The 19221-nt window shown below is 45.7% G+C and carries 18 protein-coding genes; 2 read left to right on the top strand and 16 right to left on the bottom strand.

Features of this window, described 5'->3' with window-relative positions:
* Nucleotides 1-1223 precede the first annotated feature (1223 nt).
* Nucleotides 1224-1703: a cell wall hydrolase gene (locus GJU40_RS09340; RefSeq protein WP_154307494.1), complete on the top strand. Its 480-nt coding sequence runs from the start codon at nt 1224-1226 to the stop codon at nt 1701-1703.
* A 22-nt stretch (nt 1704-1725) separates the two neighbouring features.
* A complete protein-coding gene (gerQ, locus tag GJU40_RS09345; protein ID WP_154307495.1) occupies nt 1726-2250 on the top strand; it encodes a spore coat protein GerQ in 525 nt (174 codons plus the stop codon).
* A gap of 203 nt (nt 2251-2453) precedes the next feature.
* On the opposite strand, the gene trxB is transcribed toward gerQ, so the two are convergent.
* The 16 genes from trxB to GJU40_RS09425 all read right to left on the bottom strand — a co-directional run bounded on the left by trxB (nt 2454) and on the right by GJU40_RS09425 (nt 19210).
* Nucleotides 2454-3410 (bottom strand): thioredoxin-disulfide reductase, encoded by a 957-nt coding sequence (gene trxB / locus GJU40_RS09350; RefSeq protein ID WP_154307496.1) that lies wholly within the window; start codon nt 3408-3410, stop codon nt 2454-2456.
* 102 nt (nt 3411-3512) lie between these two features.
* Complete coding sequence (locus tag GJU40_RS09355) at nt 3513-4958, bottom strand: tetratricopeptide repeat protein (RefSeq protein WP_170289368.1); 1446 nt, start codon at nt 4956-4958, stop codon at nt 3513-3515.
* A 224-nt stretch (nt 4959-5182) separates the two neighbouring features.
* Nucleotides 5183-5809 carry a bifunctional phosphoribosyl-AMP cyclohydrolase/phosphoribosyl-ATP diphosphatase HisIE gene (gene hisIE / locus GJU40_RS09360; RefSeq protein ID WP_154307498.1) on the bottom strand — a complete coding sequence of 209 codons (627 nt, stop codon included), beginning with the start codon at nt 5807-5809 and terminating at the stop codon, nt 5183-5185.
* Nucleotides 5806-6564: an imidazole glycerol phosphate synthase subunit HisF gene (gene hisF / locus GJU40_RS09365; RefSeq protein WP_154307499.1), complete on the bottom strand. Its 759-nt coding sequence runs from the start codon at nt 6562-6564 to the stop codon at nt 5806-5808. Before hisF ends, hisIE begins: the two co-directional genes overlap by 4 nt.
* A complete protein-coding gene (hisA, locus tag GJU40_RS09370) occupies nt 6561-7292 on the bottom strand; it encodes a 1-(5-phosphoribosyl)-5-[(5-phosphoribosylamino)methylideneamino]imidazole-4-carboxamide isomerase (RefSeq protein ID WP_154307500.1) in 732 nt (243 codons plus the stop codon). Before hisA ends, hisF begins: the two co-directional genes overlap by 4 nt.
* On the bottom strand, nt 7292-7927 hold the full coding sequence (gene hisH, locus GJU40_RS09375; protein WP_154307501.1) for an imidazole glycerol phosphate synthase subunit HisH: 636 nt from the start codon (nt 7925-7927) through the stop codon (nt 7292-7294). The genes hisA and hisH overlap by 1 nt, the downstream gene beginning before the upstream one ends.
* Complete coding sequence (gene hisB, locus GJU40_RS09380; protein WP_154307502.1) at nt 7928-8515, bottom strand: imidazoleglycerol-phosphate dehydratase HisB; 588 nt, start codon at nt 8513-8515, stop codon at nt 7928-7930. It lies immediately after the preceding gene.
* Between the two features lies 1 nt (nt 8516).
* Nucleotides 8517-9797 (bottom strand): histidinol dehydrogenase, encoded by a 1281-nt coding sequence (gene hisD / locus GJU40_RS09385; RefSeq protein ID WP_154307503.1) that lies wholly within the window; start codon nt 9795-9797, stop codon nt 8517-8519.
* Nucleotides 9798-9807: 10 nt separating this feature from the next.
* Nucleotides 9808-10443: an ATP phosphoribosyltransferase gene (gene hisG / locus GJU40_RS09390; RefSeq protein ID WP_154307504.1), complete on the bottom strand. Its 636-nt coding sequence runs from the start codon at nt 10441-10443 to the stop codon at nt 9808-9810.
* Complete coding sequence (locus tag GJU40_RS09395; protein ID WP_343031489.1) at nt 10440-11615, bottom strand: ATP phosphoribosyltransferase regulatory subunit; 1176 nt, start codon at nt 11613-11615, stop codon at nt 10440-10442. Before GJU40_RS09395 ends, hisG begins: the two co-directional genes overlap by 4 nt.
* A gap of 2377 nt (nt 11616-13992) precedes the next feature.
* Nucleotides 13993-14499: an acyltransferase gene (locus GJU40_RS09400; RefSeq protein WP_343031490.1), complete on the bottom strand. Its 507-nt coding sequence runs from the start codon at nt 14497-14499 to the stop codon at nt 13993-13995.
* A gap of 2 nt (nt 14500-14501) precedes the next feature.
* Nucleotides 14502-15143, bottom strand: a complete 642-nt coding sequence (gene ppaX, locus GJU40_RS09405) for a pyrophosphatase PpaX (RefSeq protein ID WP_154307505.1) — start codon at nt 15141-15143, stop codon at nt 14502-14504.
* Nucleotides 15133-16083 (bottom strand): nucleoside recognition domain-containing protein, encoded by a 951-nt coding sequence (locus tag GJU40_RS09410; RefSeq protein ID WP_154307506.1) that lies wholly within the window; start codon nt 16081-16083, stop codon nt 15133-15135. Before GJU40_RS09410 ends, ppaX begins: the two co-directional genes overlap by 11 nt.
* Nucleotides 16084-16096: 13 nt before the next feature.
* Nucleotides 16097-16915, bottom strand: coding sequence for a prolipoprotein diacylglyceryl transferase (lgt, locus tag GJU40_RS09415; RefSeq protein ID WP_343031491.1), 819 nt, complete (start codon nt 16913-16915; stop codon nt 16097-16099).
* Nucleotides 16916-16939: 24 nt separating this feature from the next.
* Nucleotides 16940-17881, bottom strand: a complete 942-nt coding sequence (gene hprK, locus GJU40_RS09420; protein WP_154307507.1) for an HPr(Ser) kinase/phosphatase — start codon at nt 17879-17881, stop codon at nt 16940-16942.
* A gap of 195 nt (nt 17882-18076) precedes the next feature.
* Nucleotides 18077-19210 carry a CgeB family protein gene (locus GJU40_RS09425; RefSeq protein ID WP_154307508.1) on the bottom strand — a complete coding sequence of 378 codons (1134 nt, stop codon included), beginning with the start codon at nt 19208-19210 and terminating at the stop codon, nt 18077-18079.
* Nucleotides 19211-19221: the final 11 nt, after the last annotated feature.

Consider the following 19221-nt stretch of genomic DNA (forward strand, 5'->3'; position numbering starts at 1 on the left):
ATTTTTCTTTTCCCTTTTCTAAGCATACGTTGCCCGAACTAAAAAGTTTCATATAAAGGCTCTAGTCACTAAATTTTAGGGAGAGGAGAAGCAGCTGAAATGTCCTTCACATGGGGGATGAAGGACAAAACTCAGTGAAAATGCAGCTGAAATGTCCTTCATAAGGGCGATGAAGGACAAAACTCAGTGAAAAAGCAGCTGAAATGTCCTTCATAAGGGTCATGAAGGACAAAACTCAGTGAAAATGCAGCTGAAATGTCCTTCATATGGGGGATGAAGGACAAAACTCAGTGAAAATGCAGCTGAAATGTCCTTCATAAGGGCGATGAAGGACAAAACTCAGTGAAAATGCAGCTGAAATGTCCTTCATAAGTGTGATGAAGGACAAAACCCAGCTAAAAAACAGCTGAAATGTCCTTCATAAGGGGGATGAAGGACAAAACTCAGTGAAAATGCAGCTGAAATGTCCTTCATAAGGGGGATGAAGGACAAAACTGAGAGGAAAAGCAGCTGAAATGTCCTTCATATGGGGGATGAAGGACAAAACTCAATGAAAATGCAGCTGAAATGTCCTTCATAAGGGGGATGAAGGACAAAACTGAGAGGAAAAGCAGCTGAAATGTCCTTCATATGGGGGATGAAGGACAAAACTCAATGAAAATGCAGCTGAAATGTCCTTCATAAGGGGGATGAAGGACAAAACTGAGAGGAAAAGCAGCTGAAATGTCCTTCATAAGGCCGATGAAGGACAAAACTCAGTGAAAAAGCAGCTGAAATGTCCTTCATAAGGCCGATGAAGGACAAAACTCAATTAAAATGCAGCTGAAATGTCTTTCATAAGGGGGATGAAGGACAAAACTCAGTGAAAAGACAGCTGAAATGTCCTTCATAAGGGCGATGAAGGACAAAACTCAGTGAAAATGCAGCTGAAATGTCCTTCATAAGGGTCATGAAGGACAAAACCCAGCTAAAAAACAGTAGAAATGTCCTTCATAAAGTTCATCAAGGACAAAACCAAAATGCTGAAGCTAAACTTGCACGTACTAACCAATTATTGTCCTGCTGCCGGCGGAATGACGTGACAAACTACTACTCCTTTAGCTAAGGTACAATACTCCCCTTTAAAGCTTCATCAGGAAAAATTTCAGTTTGGGCAGATAGGCAAGTTTCCAAAACTCCCTTTCGGAAATAAGTTACCTGTATAGGCTGAAGGGGGTGAGAAATTGGGCAGACGTATTAAACATAACGAACGGGACGTTGAATCGCTGGCGAGAATGATGCTGGCTGAGGCGATCGGCGAAGGCCCCTTGGGAATGACGATGGTAGGAACCGTGATTGCAAACCGTGTGGAAGCTGACTGTGCACCTGACTTTGAGAATTTGCGCACCATTAACCATGCCATTTATCAAGTGATACCAGGTACCGGAATTCCCCACTTTGAGCCTGTCTTAAACGGATCACTGTACACACAGCGTCCCGATGAAGAAGATCTCCAGAGGGCCAGAGACCTGCTGAACGGCTACAGAGAACCCAGATCAAGAACCAGCCTGTGGTTTTTTAACCCAAGTCCCGGGCGGTCATATCGAGAACCCTGCTCCCCTACGATGCCAAGGTCTCCAATGACACAATTTGACTATGCACACAAAAATCATTGTTTTTATATAGGTGTTCCGGGCTATTGTCCCGAGTTTTATAGATCATAAATAAAAAGGAGCTGTTTATTTAATGACTTGTGGAGGATCACAATACTATCCCGGCTTTTACCCTGGTTCTGTTCTGCGACAAATGTCCGGGCAGCAGCACGGCGTCTCGCCGGCAGGCTTTCAAACTCAACAGCAAGGCAGCATGATGCCCTCTATGCAGCAAACACAGCAGCACAGCGGCTTTCCGACAACTATGCATTCAGGTCCATCATACTCCATGCCGGTGCTTCCGCTTGGAACGGGACAGCAATTTCCGCTGGGCGCAGTGGAAGAATCATTTATTGAAAATATTCTGCGCTTTAACAAAGGAAAAGTAGGTACATTCTATTTTACTTATCAAGGAAATTCAAGATGGAATGCGATGGTATACAAGGGCCGAGTGGAAACCGCAGGCCGTGACCATATCATTATCAGCGACCCTGCCAGCGGAAAACGCTACCTGCTCATGATGGCAAATCTCGACTGGGTTGAATTTGAGGATCGAATCAACTACCCTCAAGCACAGATTACTCCGGCTATGCAGGCGAGCCTCGAAACGACAGATTAATGTGTGAAAAGATTTTTAATAACCTCCTTTAACAAAAGGGGGTTATTCCTTATGGGGAAAATGATAAAAAAAAGGAGCACGGAAAAGGGCATCCATGCTCTAAAATCGTCTATTAATAAAAGGGGGTCAATTACTACCCTTATCATACAATATAATTGTTTCATCCGTGTTACAGCTGGGTTAAAACAGAGTTACGATTCTGTTTACATTGCTTCCTTTTCTTTTTGTTCCTCCAGCAGCTCTTCAATATAATGCTGTGCAGCTTGTGCAGCAATGCTTCCGTCACCTGTGGCTGTTACAATCTGGCGCAGGGATTTTTCGCGAATATCACCGGCTGCAAAGATGCCCGGCACTCTTGTTTCCATACGCTCGTTTGTCTCAATATATCCACTTTCATTTGTAATGCCGAGATTTTCAAATGGTTTGGAAAGCGGAACAAGACCGATATAGATAAACACACCGTCCGTGCTGCGCACTTTTTCTTCTCCCGTCACAGTATCAACAAGCGTTACGCTGCCAACTTTCCCATTTTCCTCGTGAATGTCTTTAACAGTATGATTCCAGATAAAATCAATCTTATCGTTGTCAAAAGCGCGATCCTGCAGAATTTTTTGAGCGCGAAGCTCATCTCTGCGGTGGACAATTGTCACCTTTGAAGCAAAACGGGTCAGGTAAACCCCTTCTTCCACTGCAGAGTCGCCCCCGCCAATAACAAGAAGCTCGCGGTTTTTAAAGAATGCACCATCACAAACAGCACAGTAAGAAACGCCGCGCCCGCCGAGTTCTTTTTCTCCAGGAACGTTCAGCTTTTTGTACTCTGCTCCTGTAGAAAGAATGACCGCCCGCGCTTTGTACGTTTTCGTGCCTGCCGAGACAGTTTTGTACTCTTTGCCGTCTATAATTTCCTTAATGTCGCCATAAGCATATTCAGCACCGAATTTTTTAGCATGCTCAAACATTTTTGTCGAAAGCTCAGGTCCTAAAATATGCTCATACCCCGGGTAATTTTCAACGTCCTCCGTGTTGGCCATCTGTCCGCCTGGAATTCCGCGCTCAATCATCAGCGTTGAAAGGTTTGCCCTTGACGTATAGACAGCAGCAGTAAGCCCCGCTGGACCTGCACCTGCGATAATTACATCATAAATTTTATCCTCTGCCATGAATATCACTCCTTATCAATTGCATCAACATGCACATCTCTATCTACTATCCTGCCCTACAAACATCCTATAAAATAAATAGAGATTCTGCTAATATTTTGCTCATTGATCATATTCTTCGGCTAATTTCTGATATTTAGCCAGCGTTGCAGAAGAAATACCGAATTTCTCCGCAATGGACAGCTTGGTTGCCTTCCTGCCTTGTGCTGTTTCATACAAGTAGTAAGCAGCAGCGCTCCATGCTGTATAGTTTTTTAGTGAGTGGCTGTTTTCAGCAGCTGACAGCAGAATTCTGAACAGTTTGATATACGCAGCGCTTTCCTTCACACTTTTATTCACAAACAGACGGGCTGCAAAGTAAATAAAAGCTGCCTCCTCAGTCCCCTGTTCCTGTTTTTGCTGAAGAACATAATCTATAAAAGCACGTTCAATCGAAGTTTTCGGCCTTTCAGCTTCCTGATAGGAAAGAACATCCTCTTTTCTGCCCGTTTCAGCAGCAAGAAAAATCGCAGCAAATCTTTCCTCCAGCAGCATTGCCGGGGAACCCTTGCCCTTCACTTCCTTCCACGGCTGAGTTTCTGCCTTGGAAGGATTAATTTCAACCACACGCTGCCAGGCATAGTCGGCAGTGTTCTGATTTCCTGTATAATAAGCAGCTGAAGCGAGCCAGTAGTAAAACGTATCATCTCCATCAAAGCCCTGACGCTGCAGAGAGCGCAGCCAGCGGTAGGCGAGTGCATACTGTCCTACAAGCGCAAAGGTCGCTCCAAGCTTATAGCGGTGCTCAATCAAAATCGGGTAGATGCTGCCAAGCCGCTTCGACAGCTCCAGCACCTTATTGTCCTGCCGTTCATAATAATAAAAAACGAGCAGATTGCAAAGCGCGTGAAGATTTCCAGGACTTTTGGTCAGAACTGTATCAAGATACTTCTTGGCGGCCTTCACGTTTCCCTTATAAAAGTGCGCCAACGAGAGGTTGTTATAAGCTGACCAGAATTCAGGGAAGTCCCGGACAATTTCCTCAAGCAGTTCAATGGCTTCCTCAAAATTCCCGTTCTCAAGAAGAGACTTTGCAGCGTCCTGCTTCAGAATCAATTCATCTGAACCTCCGCCCATATCCTCTTCAATTCCCTCAATTGAAAGAAGGTCCAGAAGATCTTCATTTTCTTCGAGAAAGTCACCATCCGGCTCTTTATCTGAATACATCATCGCGCATTTATAGGCTTCATGAAAAAGACCCAGATGTGCAAAGTTATTGGCCATAAAATAATGGCATTCACTCATCTCCGGATCTGCTGTTTCAATAATCACTGCATATATGTCATTTGACTCTTTGTATTGACCAAGTTCAGACAGGATCATAGCAAGCTGAGACAATATTTCCGGATCGTTTGGCTCTAAATCAGCTGCACGCTGCATCCATTTGCCGGCTCTCTCCAGGTTTTTCTCATGATATGCTTTTAGTCCTTTTTTGTAAAAATATTGTCCGTCTTGGAAGAATGGGACAACCTCTGCTTTTCGCTTCCGTTCTGTCATTTGTTTTCCCACGTCTATCCTCCATTTCATACATTTCACCAAACGTAAGTATACCACAAAATAATTCGTCTTCAACAGTGAATATTTAGAATGAAGCCTTTGTACCGCCGGTTGTCAACGAATTCTCATGCAGGGTGGGAATGGAGACAGCACGTGAGCACTTCAGGAAAAATACCACCTTCTCATTTCACAGAAGGTCACTGCAAAAAAAGAAGGCCGCACAGCGGCCGGTTTAGCTATTTAGCCTGATGGCGTTCTTCCAGCTTTTTGAGCACCTCATCCAGTGACAGTTCCTGTTCCCTGAGCAGCACCAGCAGATGATAAATCAAATCGGCCGCTTCCCACGAAAGCTCCTCACTGTCTCTGTTTTTTGCTGCAATAATGACCTCTGATGCTTCTTCTCCCACTTTTTTCAGGATTTTATCTACACCTTCATTAAACAGATAGGTTGTATAAGCTCCTTCAGGGCGTTCAGCATGACGTTCAGCAATGATGCGCTCCAGGGAAGAAAGAATATCAAAGCGGCCGCTCTTTTTTTCCAAATCAGATTGAAAGCTTCCGGAAAAGCAGCTGTAAGCTCCTGTATGGCATGCCGGCCCGCTAGGCTTGACGAGCAGAAGAATTGCGTCCTGATCGCAGTCATAGCGAAGCTCCGTCACTTCCTGGGTGTTGCCGGAGGTTGCCCCTTTATGCCAAAGCTCCTGCCTGGATCTGCTGAAGAACCATGTTTCATTAGTATCCAGGGTTTTTTGCAGTGATTCTTTGTTCATGTACGCTAAAGTTAATACTTCCTTGCTGACTGAGTCCTGTACAATCGCAGGTACGAGGCCCTTGCTGTCAAACTGAATTTCATCAATATTCATCGAACTCTCACTCCCTGCTCCCGTAGGAATCTTTTTACTTCAGCCACTGATGTTTCCTTGTAATGAAAAATCGATGCCGCAAGCGCTGCATCAGCTTTCCCTTTTTGAAAAGCATCCAGAAAATGCTGTGAATTCCCGGCTCCTCCCGAGGCAATGACCGGCACAGATACCGCCTCGCTGACAGCACAGTTCAGCTCATTGTCAAATCCTGCCTTGCTTCCGTCACCGTCCATGCTTGTGAGCAGAATTTCGCCTGCACCGCGCGCAACAGCTTCCTTCGCCCAGTCCGTAACCTCCCATGATGTAGGTTTCCTGCCTCCGTGGGTATACACCCTCCAGCTTCCGAGTTCATCGTCATACTTGGCGTCAATCGCTGTAACGATACACTGTGTTCCAAAAAAGCCCGCGCCTTCTGTAATCAGCTCGGGACGGAGAACAGCAGCAGTATTCACAGACACTTTGTCCGCACCAGCTCTTAAAATTTTCTTCATATCATCCAGCGTGTTAATGCCGCCGCCCACCGTAAATGGAATGGCAAGCGCTGCAGCAACTTCTGATACAACATCCACCATCGTTTTCCGTCCTTCATGAGATGCAGAGATATCAAGAAAAACGAGCTCGTCCGCTCCTTCACTGTCATAAAAAGCCGCCAGCTCCACAGGATCTCCGGCATCCCGGAGACCAAGAAACTGAACTCCTTTTACAACTCTGCCATCCTTCACATCAAGGCAGGGAATAATTCTTTTCGTAATCATAGAGAATACACCTCTTTGAAGGCATTCTCTAAAGTAAACTGTCCTGTATAAAGGGCTTTTCCTACAATGCTGCCTGCAATTCCATGTTGTTTTTTCAGGGATAGAAGATCTTCTATCGAGCTGACGCCTCCTGACGCAATGATTTCCTTGCCGGTCGCCTCTGCAAGTTCCGCAGTTGCCCTTACATTTGGCCCGGACAGCATACCGTCAGTTGAGATATCTGTAAAAATGAACACTTCAGCTCCCTCTCCCGCCAGTTCTCTGCCAAGATCAACCGCTCTTACTTTCGACGTTTGCAGCCAGCCTTCTGTTGAAACATATCCATTCTTCGCATCCAGCCCAATGGCAATTTTGTTTCCGTACGTCCTCAGCATTTTTTTCACAAACTCTGGCTGTGAGATGGCTGAGCTCCCGAGAATCACCCTGTCCACCCCGCCTTCCAGGTAAGCCGCAACTTCCTCTTCCGTCCGAATGCCGCCGCCCACCTGTACGGAAGATGAGAGCTCTGAAGCTGTTTTTAAGACATGCTGATGGTTCACAATTCTTCCTTCTTTTGCACCGTCAAGATCCACCATGTGAATCCAGCTTGCACCCGCTTGGGCAAACGACTGTGCCATCTCAAAAGGAGAGTCTCCGTAAATTGTTTCCCGGCTGTAATCGCCCTGCATGAGCCTGACGCATTTTCCGCCTCTGATATCAATTGCAGGATAAATAGTAAAGTCGCCCATTAGCTGTTCACCTTTCCAGTCACATAGTTTGTATAATTTTTCAGAATCCTCATGCCGAGGCTGCTGCTTTTTTCAGGATGAAATTGTGTGCCGAACACATTTTTCTTTCCGACAACAGCAGGAACTGAAACTCCGTAGTCCGCACTTGCAAAAACAGCGTCTCTCTCTGTTTCGTCAACAAAATAAGAGTGGACAAAATATGCGTAAGGATCTGCACTCTCATCAAGAAGAAAGCTGCTATTGACGAAGTTCAGGGAATTCCAGCCCATATGAGGCACCTTTAACGCCTCTCCCTGTTCAGTCTGATAAGGTATTTTTTTTACAGAGCCTTTCAAGAGACGAAGTCCCTCGGAGTAGCCATTTTCCTCGCTGTTTTCATAAAGAAGCTGCATGCCAAGGCATATTCCAAGCAATGGCTTACCCTGTTCTGCCCACTCCCTGATAAAATCTGCAAGTCCTGTTTCATCGAGAATCAGCATCGCATCTTTAAATGAACCTACTCCGGGAAGGAGCAGCCCGTCAGCTTTCATGAGTTCGTCACGTCTGGCCGAAAGAAAGTAGGGCACATCCAGGCGCTCCAATGCCTTAGAAACGCTGTACAAATTCCCCATTCCATAATCAATCACGCCGATCATTTACAGCATCCCTTTCGTAGACGGCACACCTTTAACGCGGGGATCTATTGAAGTCGCTTCATCAAGTGCGCGGCCAAGTGCCTTGAATACCGCTTCAATGATATGATGTGTGTTTGTTCCATAATGAACAATCACATGCAGATTCATCCTTGCTTCAAGAGCAAACTTCCACAAAAACTCATGAACAAGCTCTGTATCAAATGTACCTACCTTTTGGCTTGGGAATGCTGCAGAAATTTCCAAATGAGGCCTGTTGCTTAAATCCACAACAACCTGTGCCAAAGCATCATCCATCGGGACAAACGCATTTCCATAGCGTTTGATGCCGTACTTATCGCCGAGTGCTTCCTGAAGCGCCTGGCCGAGGCAAATGCCAATGTCCTCAGTAGTGTGGTGGTCGTCAATTTCAGTGTCGCCTTCCGCATTCAGCTGAAGGCCAAATTGCCCGTGCTTGGAAAAAAGGTCAAGCATATGAGACATAAACGGAACGGGCGTGGAAATGCTGCTCCCGCCTTCACCGTCCAAGTTGATTGATAGTGAAATATTGGTTTCATTTGTTTTTCTTTCAATGGATGCTTCTCTGCTCATGTTATTTTCCTCCTTCTTTCAAGCGCTCTTCAATTGCACGTGCATGTGCTTCCAGCCCTTCAAGCCTTGCAAAAGCCGCTATTTTCGCTCCGTTATTCTCCAATGCCTGGCGGCTGTATGAAATCACACTGGACTTTTTCATAAAATCATCAACTGTCAGCGGGCTTGAAAACCTCGCAGTCCCATTTGTCGGAAGAACATGGTTCGGTCCTGCAAAATAATCGCCTACAGGCTCTGAGCTGTAACGTCCAAGAAAAATAGCGCCGGCATGCTTAATAGCATCCAGCCAGCCCTCAGGATTGTCCGCAAGTATCTCCAAATGCTCGGGAGCCAGGACATTGACCACTTCAATGCACTTTTCAAACGTTTCGGCGACATAAATGTGCCCATGATTCTCGATGGATTTTTGCGCAATCTCCTTGCGAGGAAGAGTTTCCAGCTGCCGCAACACTTCATCCCGAACCTTTTCTGCCAGTTCAAGAGAAGGTGTCACGAGTATGCTTGAAGAATTGGCATCATGCTCAGCCTGAGAAAGAAGATCGGCAGCCGCTTCATTCGGAAAAGCTGTTTCATCAGCAAGCACAACGATTTCACTTGGCCCTGCAATCATGTCAATATCCACCGTTCCAAACACCTCGCGTTTGGCAAGAGCCACGTAAATATTGCCGGGTCCCATAATTTTATCTGTTTTTTTAATGGAGGCGGTGCCGTAAGCAAGAGCTGCTACTGCCTGAGCACCTCCCACTTTATAAATCTCGGTAATACCGAGTTCAGCTGCAGCTGCCAAAACACCGGCCGGAAGCTTTCCGTTTGAATCCGGCGGAGATACAATGACGATTCTCTCCACACCCGCTGTTTGTGCAGGTATGACATTCATTAACACAGAAGATGGATAAGCAGCAGTTCCGCCCGGAACATAAACCCCCACTGAATCAAGCGGTGTGACTTTCTGTCCGAGCATGGTACCGTCGGGGCGCTCATAGTACCAGGATTCACGCTTTTGCCTGCTGTGAAAATCTCTGATATTCTGTGCAGCTTCACGGATGGTCTCCAGCAGGTCCGGCTGCAGCAGTGAATACGCTTCCTCTATCTCTTCAGGTGAAACAAGCAGGCTGTCAAGAACAGCACCATCAAACTTTTCTGTCAGCTTCTTGAGTGCAGTATCCCCGTCTTTCCGGACTGCTTCAATAATGTTCCGGACTGCTTCCCGCTGCTCAGCCGTTCCGGAATCAATTGAACGCTGAAGCGACAGCAAATTCTCCTGTATTTTCGTTATTTTCATAAGTAATCACCTAGTTTCCTTCTATAATCGAGGACAGCCGGTTCACAAGGTCATCCAGCCGCTGATCTTTCATCCGGTAGCTTACAGGATTCACAATCAGCCTTGAAGTGATGTCGCAAATATGCTGAAACTCAGCCAGTCCATTTTCCTTCAATGTCTGTCCCGTCGAAACAATGTCAACGATACGGTCGGCAAGCCCAATCAGCGGGGCAAGCTCGATGCTGCCATTCAGCTTAATGATCTCCACCTGTTCCCCCTGCTCCCTGAAGTAGCTGGACGCAATATTGGGATATTTGGTGGCAACCTTTGGCGCAACTTCATTCATGCCCGTTCCCGGGAGCCCGGCAACCGCCAGATAGCAGGCGCTGATCTTAAGATCCAGCACCTCGTACACATCTCTTTCCTCTTCAAGCATCACATCTTTGCCTGCAATTCCCGCATCTGCCACGCCATGTTCTACATATGTTGTCACATCTGTCGGCTTCGCCAGGATAAAGCGCAGATTTTCTTCAGGTACTTCTAAAATAAGCTTTCTGGACTCATCAAACTCCTGCGGAAGCTTATAACCGGCCTTTCGCAGAAGATCCGCTGCCTCTTCAAATATCCGGCCTTTCGGCATCGCAATGGTTAAAGATTGATTGCTCATTCTTGATTATCCCTCCTGGAGCCAATAAAGTACGTTACATCAGAGAAGGTTTTTGAGAAAGCATCTACATCCTCCACCCCTGCCAGGTCCTGCAGAACCGTCAGCTTTCCTTCCTCTCTTAAAGAGATAGCATGCCGGATCGCTTCTGCTCTCCGTTCAGGACTGTAGATCACACAAAAACACTTTTCTGTTTCACTATTCTGCTTGCCGAGTGCTTCAAGAACTCTGTCGAGAATGAGGCCGAATCCGGTAGCGGGGGCAGGCGTTTGAAACTCTTGAAAAAGATTATCATATCTTCCGCCATTACCAATCGGATAGCCTACATCCGATGCATAAACCTCAAATAAAATACCGGTGTAATAACTCATGTGGCTCACAAGGTTAAAATCAAGCTTTACATAATCGGTCAGTCCGTAATCCTCAAGAATCTCCCACAGCCTGTGTATTTCTGCAACAGCTTCTTTACCTTCTCTAGTCGAAGTCATGCCGGCAGCTGCTTCCGCCGTTTCAATTCCGCCCCTGAGCTGAAGAAGACCAAGCAGACGCTGCTGATCAATCGAAGACAGAGGCAGTGACTTTACATGCTCTCTGTATCCCACATAATTTTTCTCATAAAGAAAACGCTTTGCTGTATCAGCACGCTCCTGATTTCCCAGCACCTCTTCAAACAGGGCATTTGCAAAGCGGATATGCCCAACCGCCACCTTAAAGGATTGCAGACCCGCTTCCTTTAAAGAAGTAATCATAAGCGCAATCGCTTCTGCATCCGCATTTGCCGTACCATCGCCAATCAGCTCAATGCCCACCTGTTCAAACTCAGCCGGCCTTCCACCCTCACGCTGCTGAGCCCGAAACACATTTGCTGCATAAGCAAGCCTGAGCGGATGCTTTCCATTATAAAGCCGTGAAGCTGCAATCCTTGCAATAGGCGCCGTCATGTCCGGACGAAGCACAAGCGTATGCCCTTGCTGATCCAGCAATTTAAAAAGCTGCTGATCCAAAATGGCTGACTGCACACCAACAGTTTCATAAAACTCCAACGTCGGAGTCTCCAAAAACTGATACCCCCACTTTCTAATCACCTCTGTTAACCCCGAGCGTGTCACTCTTTTCGTTTCATATAATGAAGGCAGAGTATCCCTCATACCGAGCGGTTTTTCAAACATAAACACGTGCTGCACCTCCGTAACGGACTGATTACAATTTTCAAAATCCTTTAGTTCGCTAATTTGTTACCATACTAACAAACTGCAGAAATAAAATCAAGTAGGCAAACTCCTATGTATGCGTTTCTCCTCTGTTATTTTCTTCGATATGATAGGGGCTATTACCTTTAAACAAATGTTTGATTAAGAGAGAAAACCTGTTGGGGGTAGCGGGGGTGCGTGGCTGGGACGGGGATGTGTGGTTGGGGTTGGGGGATTTGGGTTGCGGGGATTTGAGGATAGTGGGATGGAGAAAAGCTGGTGCTTTGTTATAGGGACTTAAAGATAGTAGTGCCACAGGAAGAGAATGTCTTTTATAAGGGCGATGAAGGACAAAATTGAGTGGAACAGCTAGGGGAATGTCCTTCATAAGGGCGATGAAGGACAAAATTGAGTGGAACAGCTTCGACAAAGTTGAGTGAAACAGCATCGGAAATGTCCTTCATAAGGGCGATGAAGGACAAAATTGAGTGAAACAGCTTTGGAAATGTCCTTCATAAGGTGGATGAAGGACAAAACTGAGTGAAACAGGTTCGGAAATGTCCTTCATAAGGCCGATGAAGGACAAAATTGAGTGGAACAGCATTGGAAATGTCCTTCATAAGGCCGATGAAGGACAAAATCGAGTGGAACAGCTTCGGAAATGTCCTTCATAAGGTCGATGAAGGACAAAGTTGAGTGAAACAGCTTCGGAAATGTCCTTCATAAGGTCGATGAAGGACAAAATTGAGTGAAACAGCATCGGAAATGTCCTTCATAAGGCCGATGAAGGACAAAATTGAGTGGAACAGCATCGGAAATGTCCTTCATAAGGTCGATGAAGGACAAAGTTGAGTGAAACAGCATCGGAAATGTCCTTCATAAGGCCGGTGAAGGACAAAATTGAGTGAAATAGCATCGGAAATGTCCTTCATAAGGGCGATGAAGGACAAAATTGAGTGGAACAGCTTCGGAAATGTCCTTCATAAGGTCGATGAAGGACAAAACTGAGTGAAACAGCATCGGAAATGTCCTTCATAAGGTCGATGAAGGACAAAATCGAGTGAAATAGCATCGGAAATGTCCTTCATAAGGTCGATGAAGGACAAAATCGAGTGGAACAGCATCGGAAATGTCCTTCATAAGGCCGATGAAGGACAAAATCGAGTGAAATAGCTTCGGAAATGTCCTTCATAAGGTCGATGAAGGACAAAACTGAGTGAAATAGCATCGGAAATGTCCTTCATAAGGCCGATGAAGGACAAAGTTGAGTGAAACAGCTTCGGAAATGTCCTTCATAAGGTCGATGAAGGACAAAATTGAGTGGAACAGCATCGGAAATGTCCTTCATAAGGCCGATGAAGGACAAAACTGAGTGAAACAGCTTCGGAAATGTCCTTCATAAGGTCGATGAAGGACAAAACTGAGTGAAATAGCTTCGGAAATGTCCTTCATAAGGCCGATGAAGGACAAAACTGAGTGAAACAGCTTCGGAAATGTCCTTCATAAGGTCGATGAAGGACAAAACTGAGTGAAATAGCATCCGAAATGTCCTTCATAAGGTCGATGAAGGACAAAATCGAGTGAAATAGCTTCTGAAATGTCCTTCATAAGGCCGATGAAGGACAAAATTGAGTGGAACAGCAAGCACAAGGCGCCCCACATCCCAACAAAGATAAAATAAGCGTAAGAATTCCGGTTAACTTCAAAATAAGCCGTTTGTTAGAGAAAATAAGGGAACGAATTCCGCTTAAGCTGCTGAAAACACGCCATTTTAAGGTTTTTTAGGTGCTTAGACGGAAATCCTCCGTTTATTTCAAACCATTTTCGTTGTTTTTTCCTAATAGGCGGAATTCTTCCGTTTATATTTGTATAATGGCTTTCACAAGGCGCTCTTCCACCAAGTATTTACACAATCTTATGGAATTGATGGCTTTGTTATAACATCTCAAAGATAGTAGAACAAAACAGACCTCTTTGTTATACTATCCGGCGTTTTTCCGAAGATCGTAGAACAAAACCCCCCGCTTTGTTATAGCATCTCAAAGATAGTAGAACAAAACACACCTCTTTGTTATACTATCCGGCGTTTTTCCGAAGATAGTATAACAAAACCCCCAACTTTGTTATAGCATCTCAAAGATAGTAGAACAAAACAGACCTCTTTGTTATACTATCTGGCGTTTTTCCAGAGATAGTATAACAAAACCCCTCACTTTGTTATAGCATCTCAAAGATACTAGAACAAACCCCGCCTTCATCGCATTTCCCCTAACACCACACCCACACCCCCGCCCCCTTCTAACCAAAAAAAGAGAGAATCTCAAAGAGATCCTCCCCCAGCAAGCCGCCGGAACACCGGCAGCTATTTCGTTCTTTCTTCCATTTCTTCCTTTGTGTAAATCACCCTCATGGGGTTTCCTCCGACAAATGCACCTGCCGGGACATCTTTGTTGACAAGGGTCGCAGCGGATACGATGGCCCCGTCGCCAATGATCACCCCTGGCAGGATGGTGGTGTTGGCGCCGATCAGCACCCTGCTTCCGATTTCCACGTCTCCAAGCCGGTACTCTTCAATGAGGTACTCGTGGGCCAGAATGGTGGTGTTATAGCCAATCACTGAATTGTCACCGACTTTGATTTTTTCAGGAAACATGATGTCAGGCATGACCATCAGGGCAAAGGATGCCTGATGGCCCACTTTCATCCCGAGAAACGTTTTGTACATCCAGTTTTTCAGGCCCAGAAACGGCGTGTATCTTGCCAGCTGGATAATGATAAAGTTTTTGACCACTTTCCAAAATGGCACAGTTTGATAGATGTGCCACAGAGAGTTTGCACCGGTTACGGGGTGGGAGGTCGTTCTTCTCACAATTACTCCGCTCCAACTATTTCTAAGAGGTCGCTCATTTGATTCAGCATATAGTCCGGCTCGTATTTGCTTAGGTAGTCAATGCCCTTCACTGTCCAGGAAACGCCGGCTGTTTTCGTGCCCGCACTTTTGCCGGATTGGATATCATGGTGATTGTCTCCAACCATGATGCTTTCTTCCGGGGAAGAATTCAGTTTGCTGAGAGCGAGCTGAACCGGTTCAGGATGGGGCTTTGCATTTTTCACATCGTCAAGGGTCACCACAACATCAAAGAACTGATCCAGCTTTGTCAGCTTCAGGCCCATATTGACGGTGGTCCTGATTTTTGTTGTGACGATTCCCAGTTTATAGCCTTTTTCACGTAGCGCTGAGATTGTTTCAAATACTGTTTCGTATTCAGTCACAAGCAGGTCATGCTGTTCATGATTGAATTTGCGGTAAGCTTTTACCATTTCTTCCGCACGGTCCTGATCGATGGCCAAAAAGGTATCCAGAAGAGGCGGGCCGATAAACGGAAGCACATCCATTCTCTCGTACGTATCCGGATAGTAATCATTCAATGTGCTCAGGAAAGATTCGATAATAAGATCATTTGTATTAATCAGTGTTCCATCGAGGTCAAATAGGATAGTATTAATTTTCATAAGTTGCTTTTGCTTCCCTTCTCGTTGAATGTTCTGCCCGTTTCCACACGAGCCCTACAACAATAGTCAGTACAATGGCTACTACAACCCGGATTAACAGCAGCGGCAGCACCGGAATGCCAAGCGGGATAAAGATTAACGTATCTTCCACCACGGCATGGCACGAGACGAGAAAAATAAATGCCAGCGTCAGATCTCTGTAGCTGACCCCGTCTTCTTTTACAGCTTGAATCATGACTCCGGCTCCATATGCCAAACCGATTGTTAAACCGGCTACCAGCGTCAATGAGGTATTTTCTTTCATTCCCAGCATCCTGGTGAAGGGGGCAAGCCATCTTGAAAAAACCTTCAGAAGGCCCCTATCCTTCATCAGCTGAATCAAAATCATCAGCGGAATGACAATTGCCGCAAGCTGCACGATCCCAAGTCCTGCTTTCATGACAGCATCAGCAATGATGGCAAGCCATCCTTCAGGAGCTGCTCCGGTGGAAGCAACCAGGCCATAGTGCGCCTGCTCCTGCCCGCCCTGCCATATCAGATTGATGGCAAAAGCGGATGAAAAAGCAAGCCCAAGCCTGACGGCCAGAATAATCCAGATTTTTATGCCGACTTTTGCGGCAACTGTCGATTCAATGATAAGATTGTGCGAAAAAGAGAGCATGACTGCGAGAATAAATACCTCTTTTACACTAAGATCCATCGTCAATATAGCGCCTATTCCTGCATACAGGTTGAGCAGGTTCCCTAGTACAAGCGGAATGGCCGCCTCTCCCGGAAGACCGAAAATGCCCATTACCGGAGTGATCAGAAAGATAATCCAGTCAATCAACGGAGTATGCTGCAGCAAGGAGACGGCAAGTGTTACAGGAAAAATGACCTTTCCAAGTGTCCAGGTCGTTTGCAGCCCTTTTTGAAAGCCGCTTACTATGCTTGCATTCAAGAACCCTTCCCCCTTACTCCCCTTTTTCCAAATAGCGTACCTGCGAATAGCCCTTCACTCTTCGATAAATGAGCACTGCAACAGCCGCAACGATCAGGACAATTGAAATCACCTGTGCTGTACGCAAGGTTTCTGTTATCATCAAACTGTCTGTTCTGAGGCCTTCAATAAAGAAGCGGCCCACAGAATACCAGATAATATAAGTTAGGAACAGCTCGCCGCGGCGGAAATTTGCTCTTCTTAGGAGCATCAGCACTGCAAAGCCTGCCAGATTCCATAGCGATTCATAAAGAAACGTCGGATGATAGTACACACCGTTGATGAACATCTGGTTGACGATGAATTCCGGGAGATACAGTCCTTCCAGAAACTCGCGTGTAACAGGACCGCCATGTGCTTCCTGGTTAATAAAGTTGCCCCAGCGGCCTATCGCCTGGCCGAGTATAATGCTCGGGGCTGCAATATCTGCCAGCTTCCAAAAACTGATTTTCTTTATCCTGGCAAAGACTGCACCTGTAATGAATGCACCCAAAAGGCCGCCGTGAATGGCTAAACCGCCTTGCCAGATCATTGGAATCTGCTCAGGATTCTGGGAGTAATAATCCCACTCAAAAATCACGTAGTAAGCTCTTGCAGACAGAATGGCAATCGGAATAGCAAACAGGACTAAATCAACAAATGTGTCCTTATGAAGCCCTCGTCTTTCGCTTTCCCGGACAGCAAGCAGCAATCCAAGAAGAGCTCCCAGGCCGATGATCACACCGTACCAATGAATCTGGAGCACTCCCAAATCAAGCGCTATCGGGTTAATAGGCTGAAAAGCATTTTCCACTTCAGTTTCCCCCTATGTACTCCTTCATTTCTCTTTTTCTTTTTCTTCATTGCTGACAATCACGTTAGCCAGCTTGTTCGTGAACTGCTCGGCTGCATTCACACCCATGCGTTTCAGCCTGAAATTCATCGCTGCAACTTCAATGATAACAGCCAGATTTCGCCCAGGTCTTACAGGGACTGTCAGCTTTGTCAGGTCTGTATCAATAATTTTCATTTTTTCTTCTTCAAGGCCGACTCTGTCATACTGCTTTTTCGGATCCCACAGTTCCAAATCGATAACGAGCGTAATCCGCTTATTGCTGCGCACAGCTCCGGCACCGAAAAGCGTCATCACATTGATGATGCCAAGCCCCCTAATTTCAAGAAGATGCTCAATCAATTCAGGAGAGTTGCCGATTAACGTATCCTGATCCTCCTGACGGATTTCCACGCAGTCATCCGCTACAAGGCGGTGTCCGCGTTTGACAAGCTCAAGCGCCGTTTCACTTTTACCAACTCCGCTCTTTCCTATGATTAGAACGCCTACACCATATATATCAACAAGCACACCATGTACAGCTGTTGTCGGTGCCAGCTTGCCTTCAAGAAAATTTGTCAAATGGCTTGAAAGCCGCGTTGTTTTCAGCTGTGACTTGAGAACCGGAACTCCTGCTTTTTCGGACTCTTCCAGGAGCTCGTGAGGAACATCCATGTCTCTGGAGATGATAATTGCCGGCGTTACCTCTGTACATAGTGACGCCATACGTTCTGATTTTTCTGCATCTGAAAGCTGATTAAAATAAGAAATCTCTGTTTTTCCAAGCAGCTGCACACGCTCTTGCGGATAATATCTGAAATAACCTGTCATCTCGATGCCGGGACGTGAAATATCACTGGTCGTGATGGGACGGTTAATTCCCTCTTCACCGCTGATCAGGTCAAACTGGAAATTTTCTAACAAATCTTTCGTACGTACTTTTGGCAAAAGAAATTCCTCCTTCATGTAGATCCTGCTTTTGACAACCCTTTTTCCATTTTAGCACTTTTCTCTGCGAATCTAAAACTACAAAAAATACTGCTGTTATTTCTCTGTGCGGAAAGTGCAGGGATTTCAGAAAAGTGTTTCTCCAGAAATAAGAAAAGGAGACCCAAACAAATTGCCGGGATCTCCTGCTCTTCTTCAGTTATAAGATTCTGTAAAGTACCGGCGCCCGAGCTCCGCAAACGAGTTTCTCTCTTCTGGAAGATGTGCATATGTCACAGCGGTCTCCGCCAAATTTTCATAATCTGTGAACACAATCCCCGGCCATTCCTGCTCTTCATCGCGGCAGCTGTGCTCTGATATCACAAATTTTCCATTGGCAATATACTGGGCAATTCTTGCTGTTTCCAGAGGGGACTCCACTTCGGTAGAATCTAGGTAATGAATATTTAATAAAATTTTTGACCTGAGAATATATTCATCTTTTGCCGGCCCCCAAATGCCATTGATAAATACAATCTTCAAGTCCGGAGCTAATTCTTTCAGCTGCTGTTCTAGTAAATTTCTACGTTGATTTGGCGCGCCGATAAATAAGATGTCTATGTCTTCAATAACAGGCTGCCTTAAAATCTCCCTGTTTATTAGCAGGTTGGGCGAATAGCCGATTTTCATATGAAGATGGTTTTTGCCAAGACCTCTCCTCTTCAGCCATTCAATATTATGGGCGCTGTAATCCCAGATTTCTTTGTCTTTTATCATATCCAGAAAAACAGGATGATCTGACGAACAGCCGTCATACAGAATTTCCAGATTGTATATAATAGAATTCTCTGGAATGCTGACAGGAATGCTGTGGGATAGGAACGCTCCAAACACAACCGTTTTTTCCGCTGAAGGAATGATGCTTTCAGACAGAATCACATTGCTGCCCTCTCTTTCCAGCTTCCATTTCAGCCCCTTCGCTGCATCAGCCAAATGCTTGTAGGTTTGTGGCCAAATGAACAGACAATAATCAAAGTGCTGTTGAAAATAGGCGTTAAATGCCGCGACATTTCTTTTATAAATTTCATTTTCCGGTTGAAGCTTTCTATGTTTCTCTGCTATCTTCCTGCCCAGCCCGAACAATCCTGCATAATAGGCAGAGACACATAGCTTTATCTCTACAGCTGTACGCTCATGCTGGCTGAGATCCATTTGCAGAAGAAGGGACGCAAGCATGGCAGCCTTTACATGGTCTCTGTCATAATAGTAATCAAGGGCTGCAAGCAGCTCATGGGCCGTATTGCCGTACACCGCTTTTCCCGACTCAACAGTGTGTCGTATCAAATCCATAGTTGTCTCCT

Origin of the sequence: Metabacillus lacus (genome assembly GCF_009674805.1) — a bacterium.
GTDB classification, from domain to species: domain Bacteria; phylum Bacillota; class Bacilli; order Bacillales; family Bacillaceae; genus Metabacillus_C; species Metabacillus_C lacus.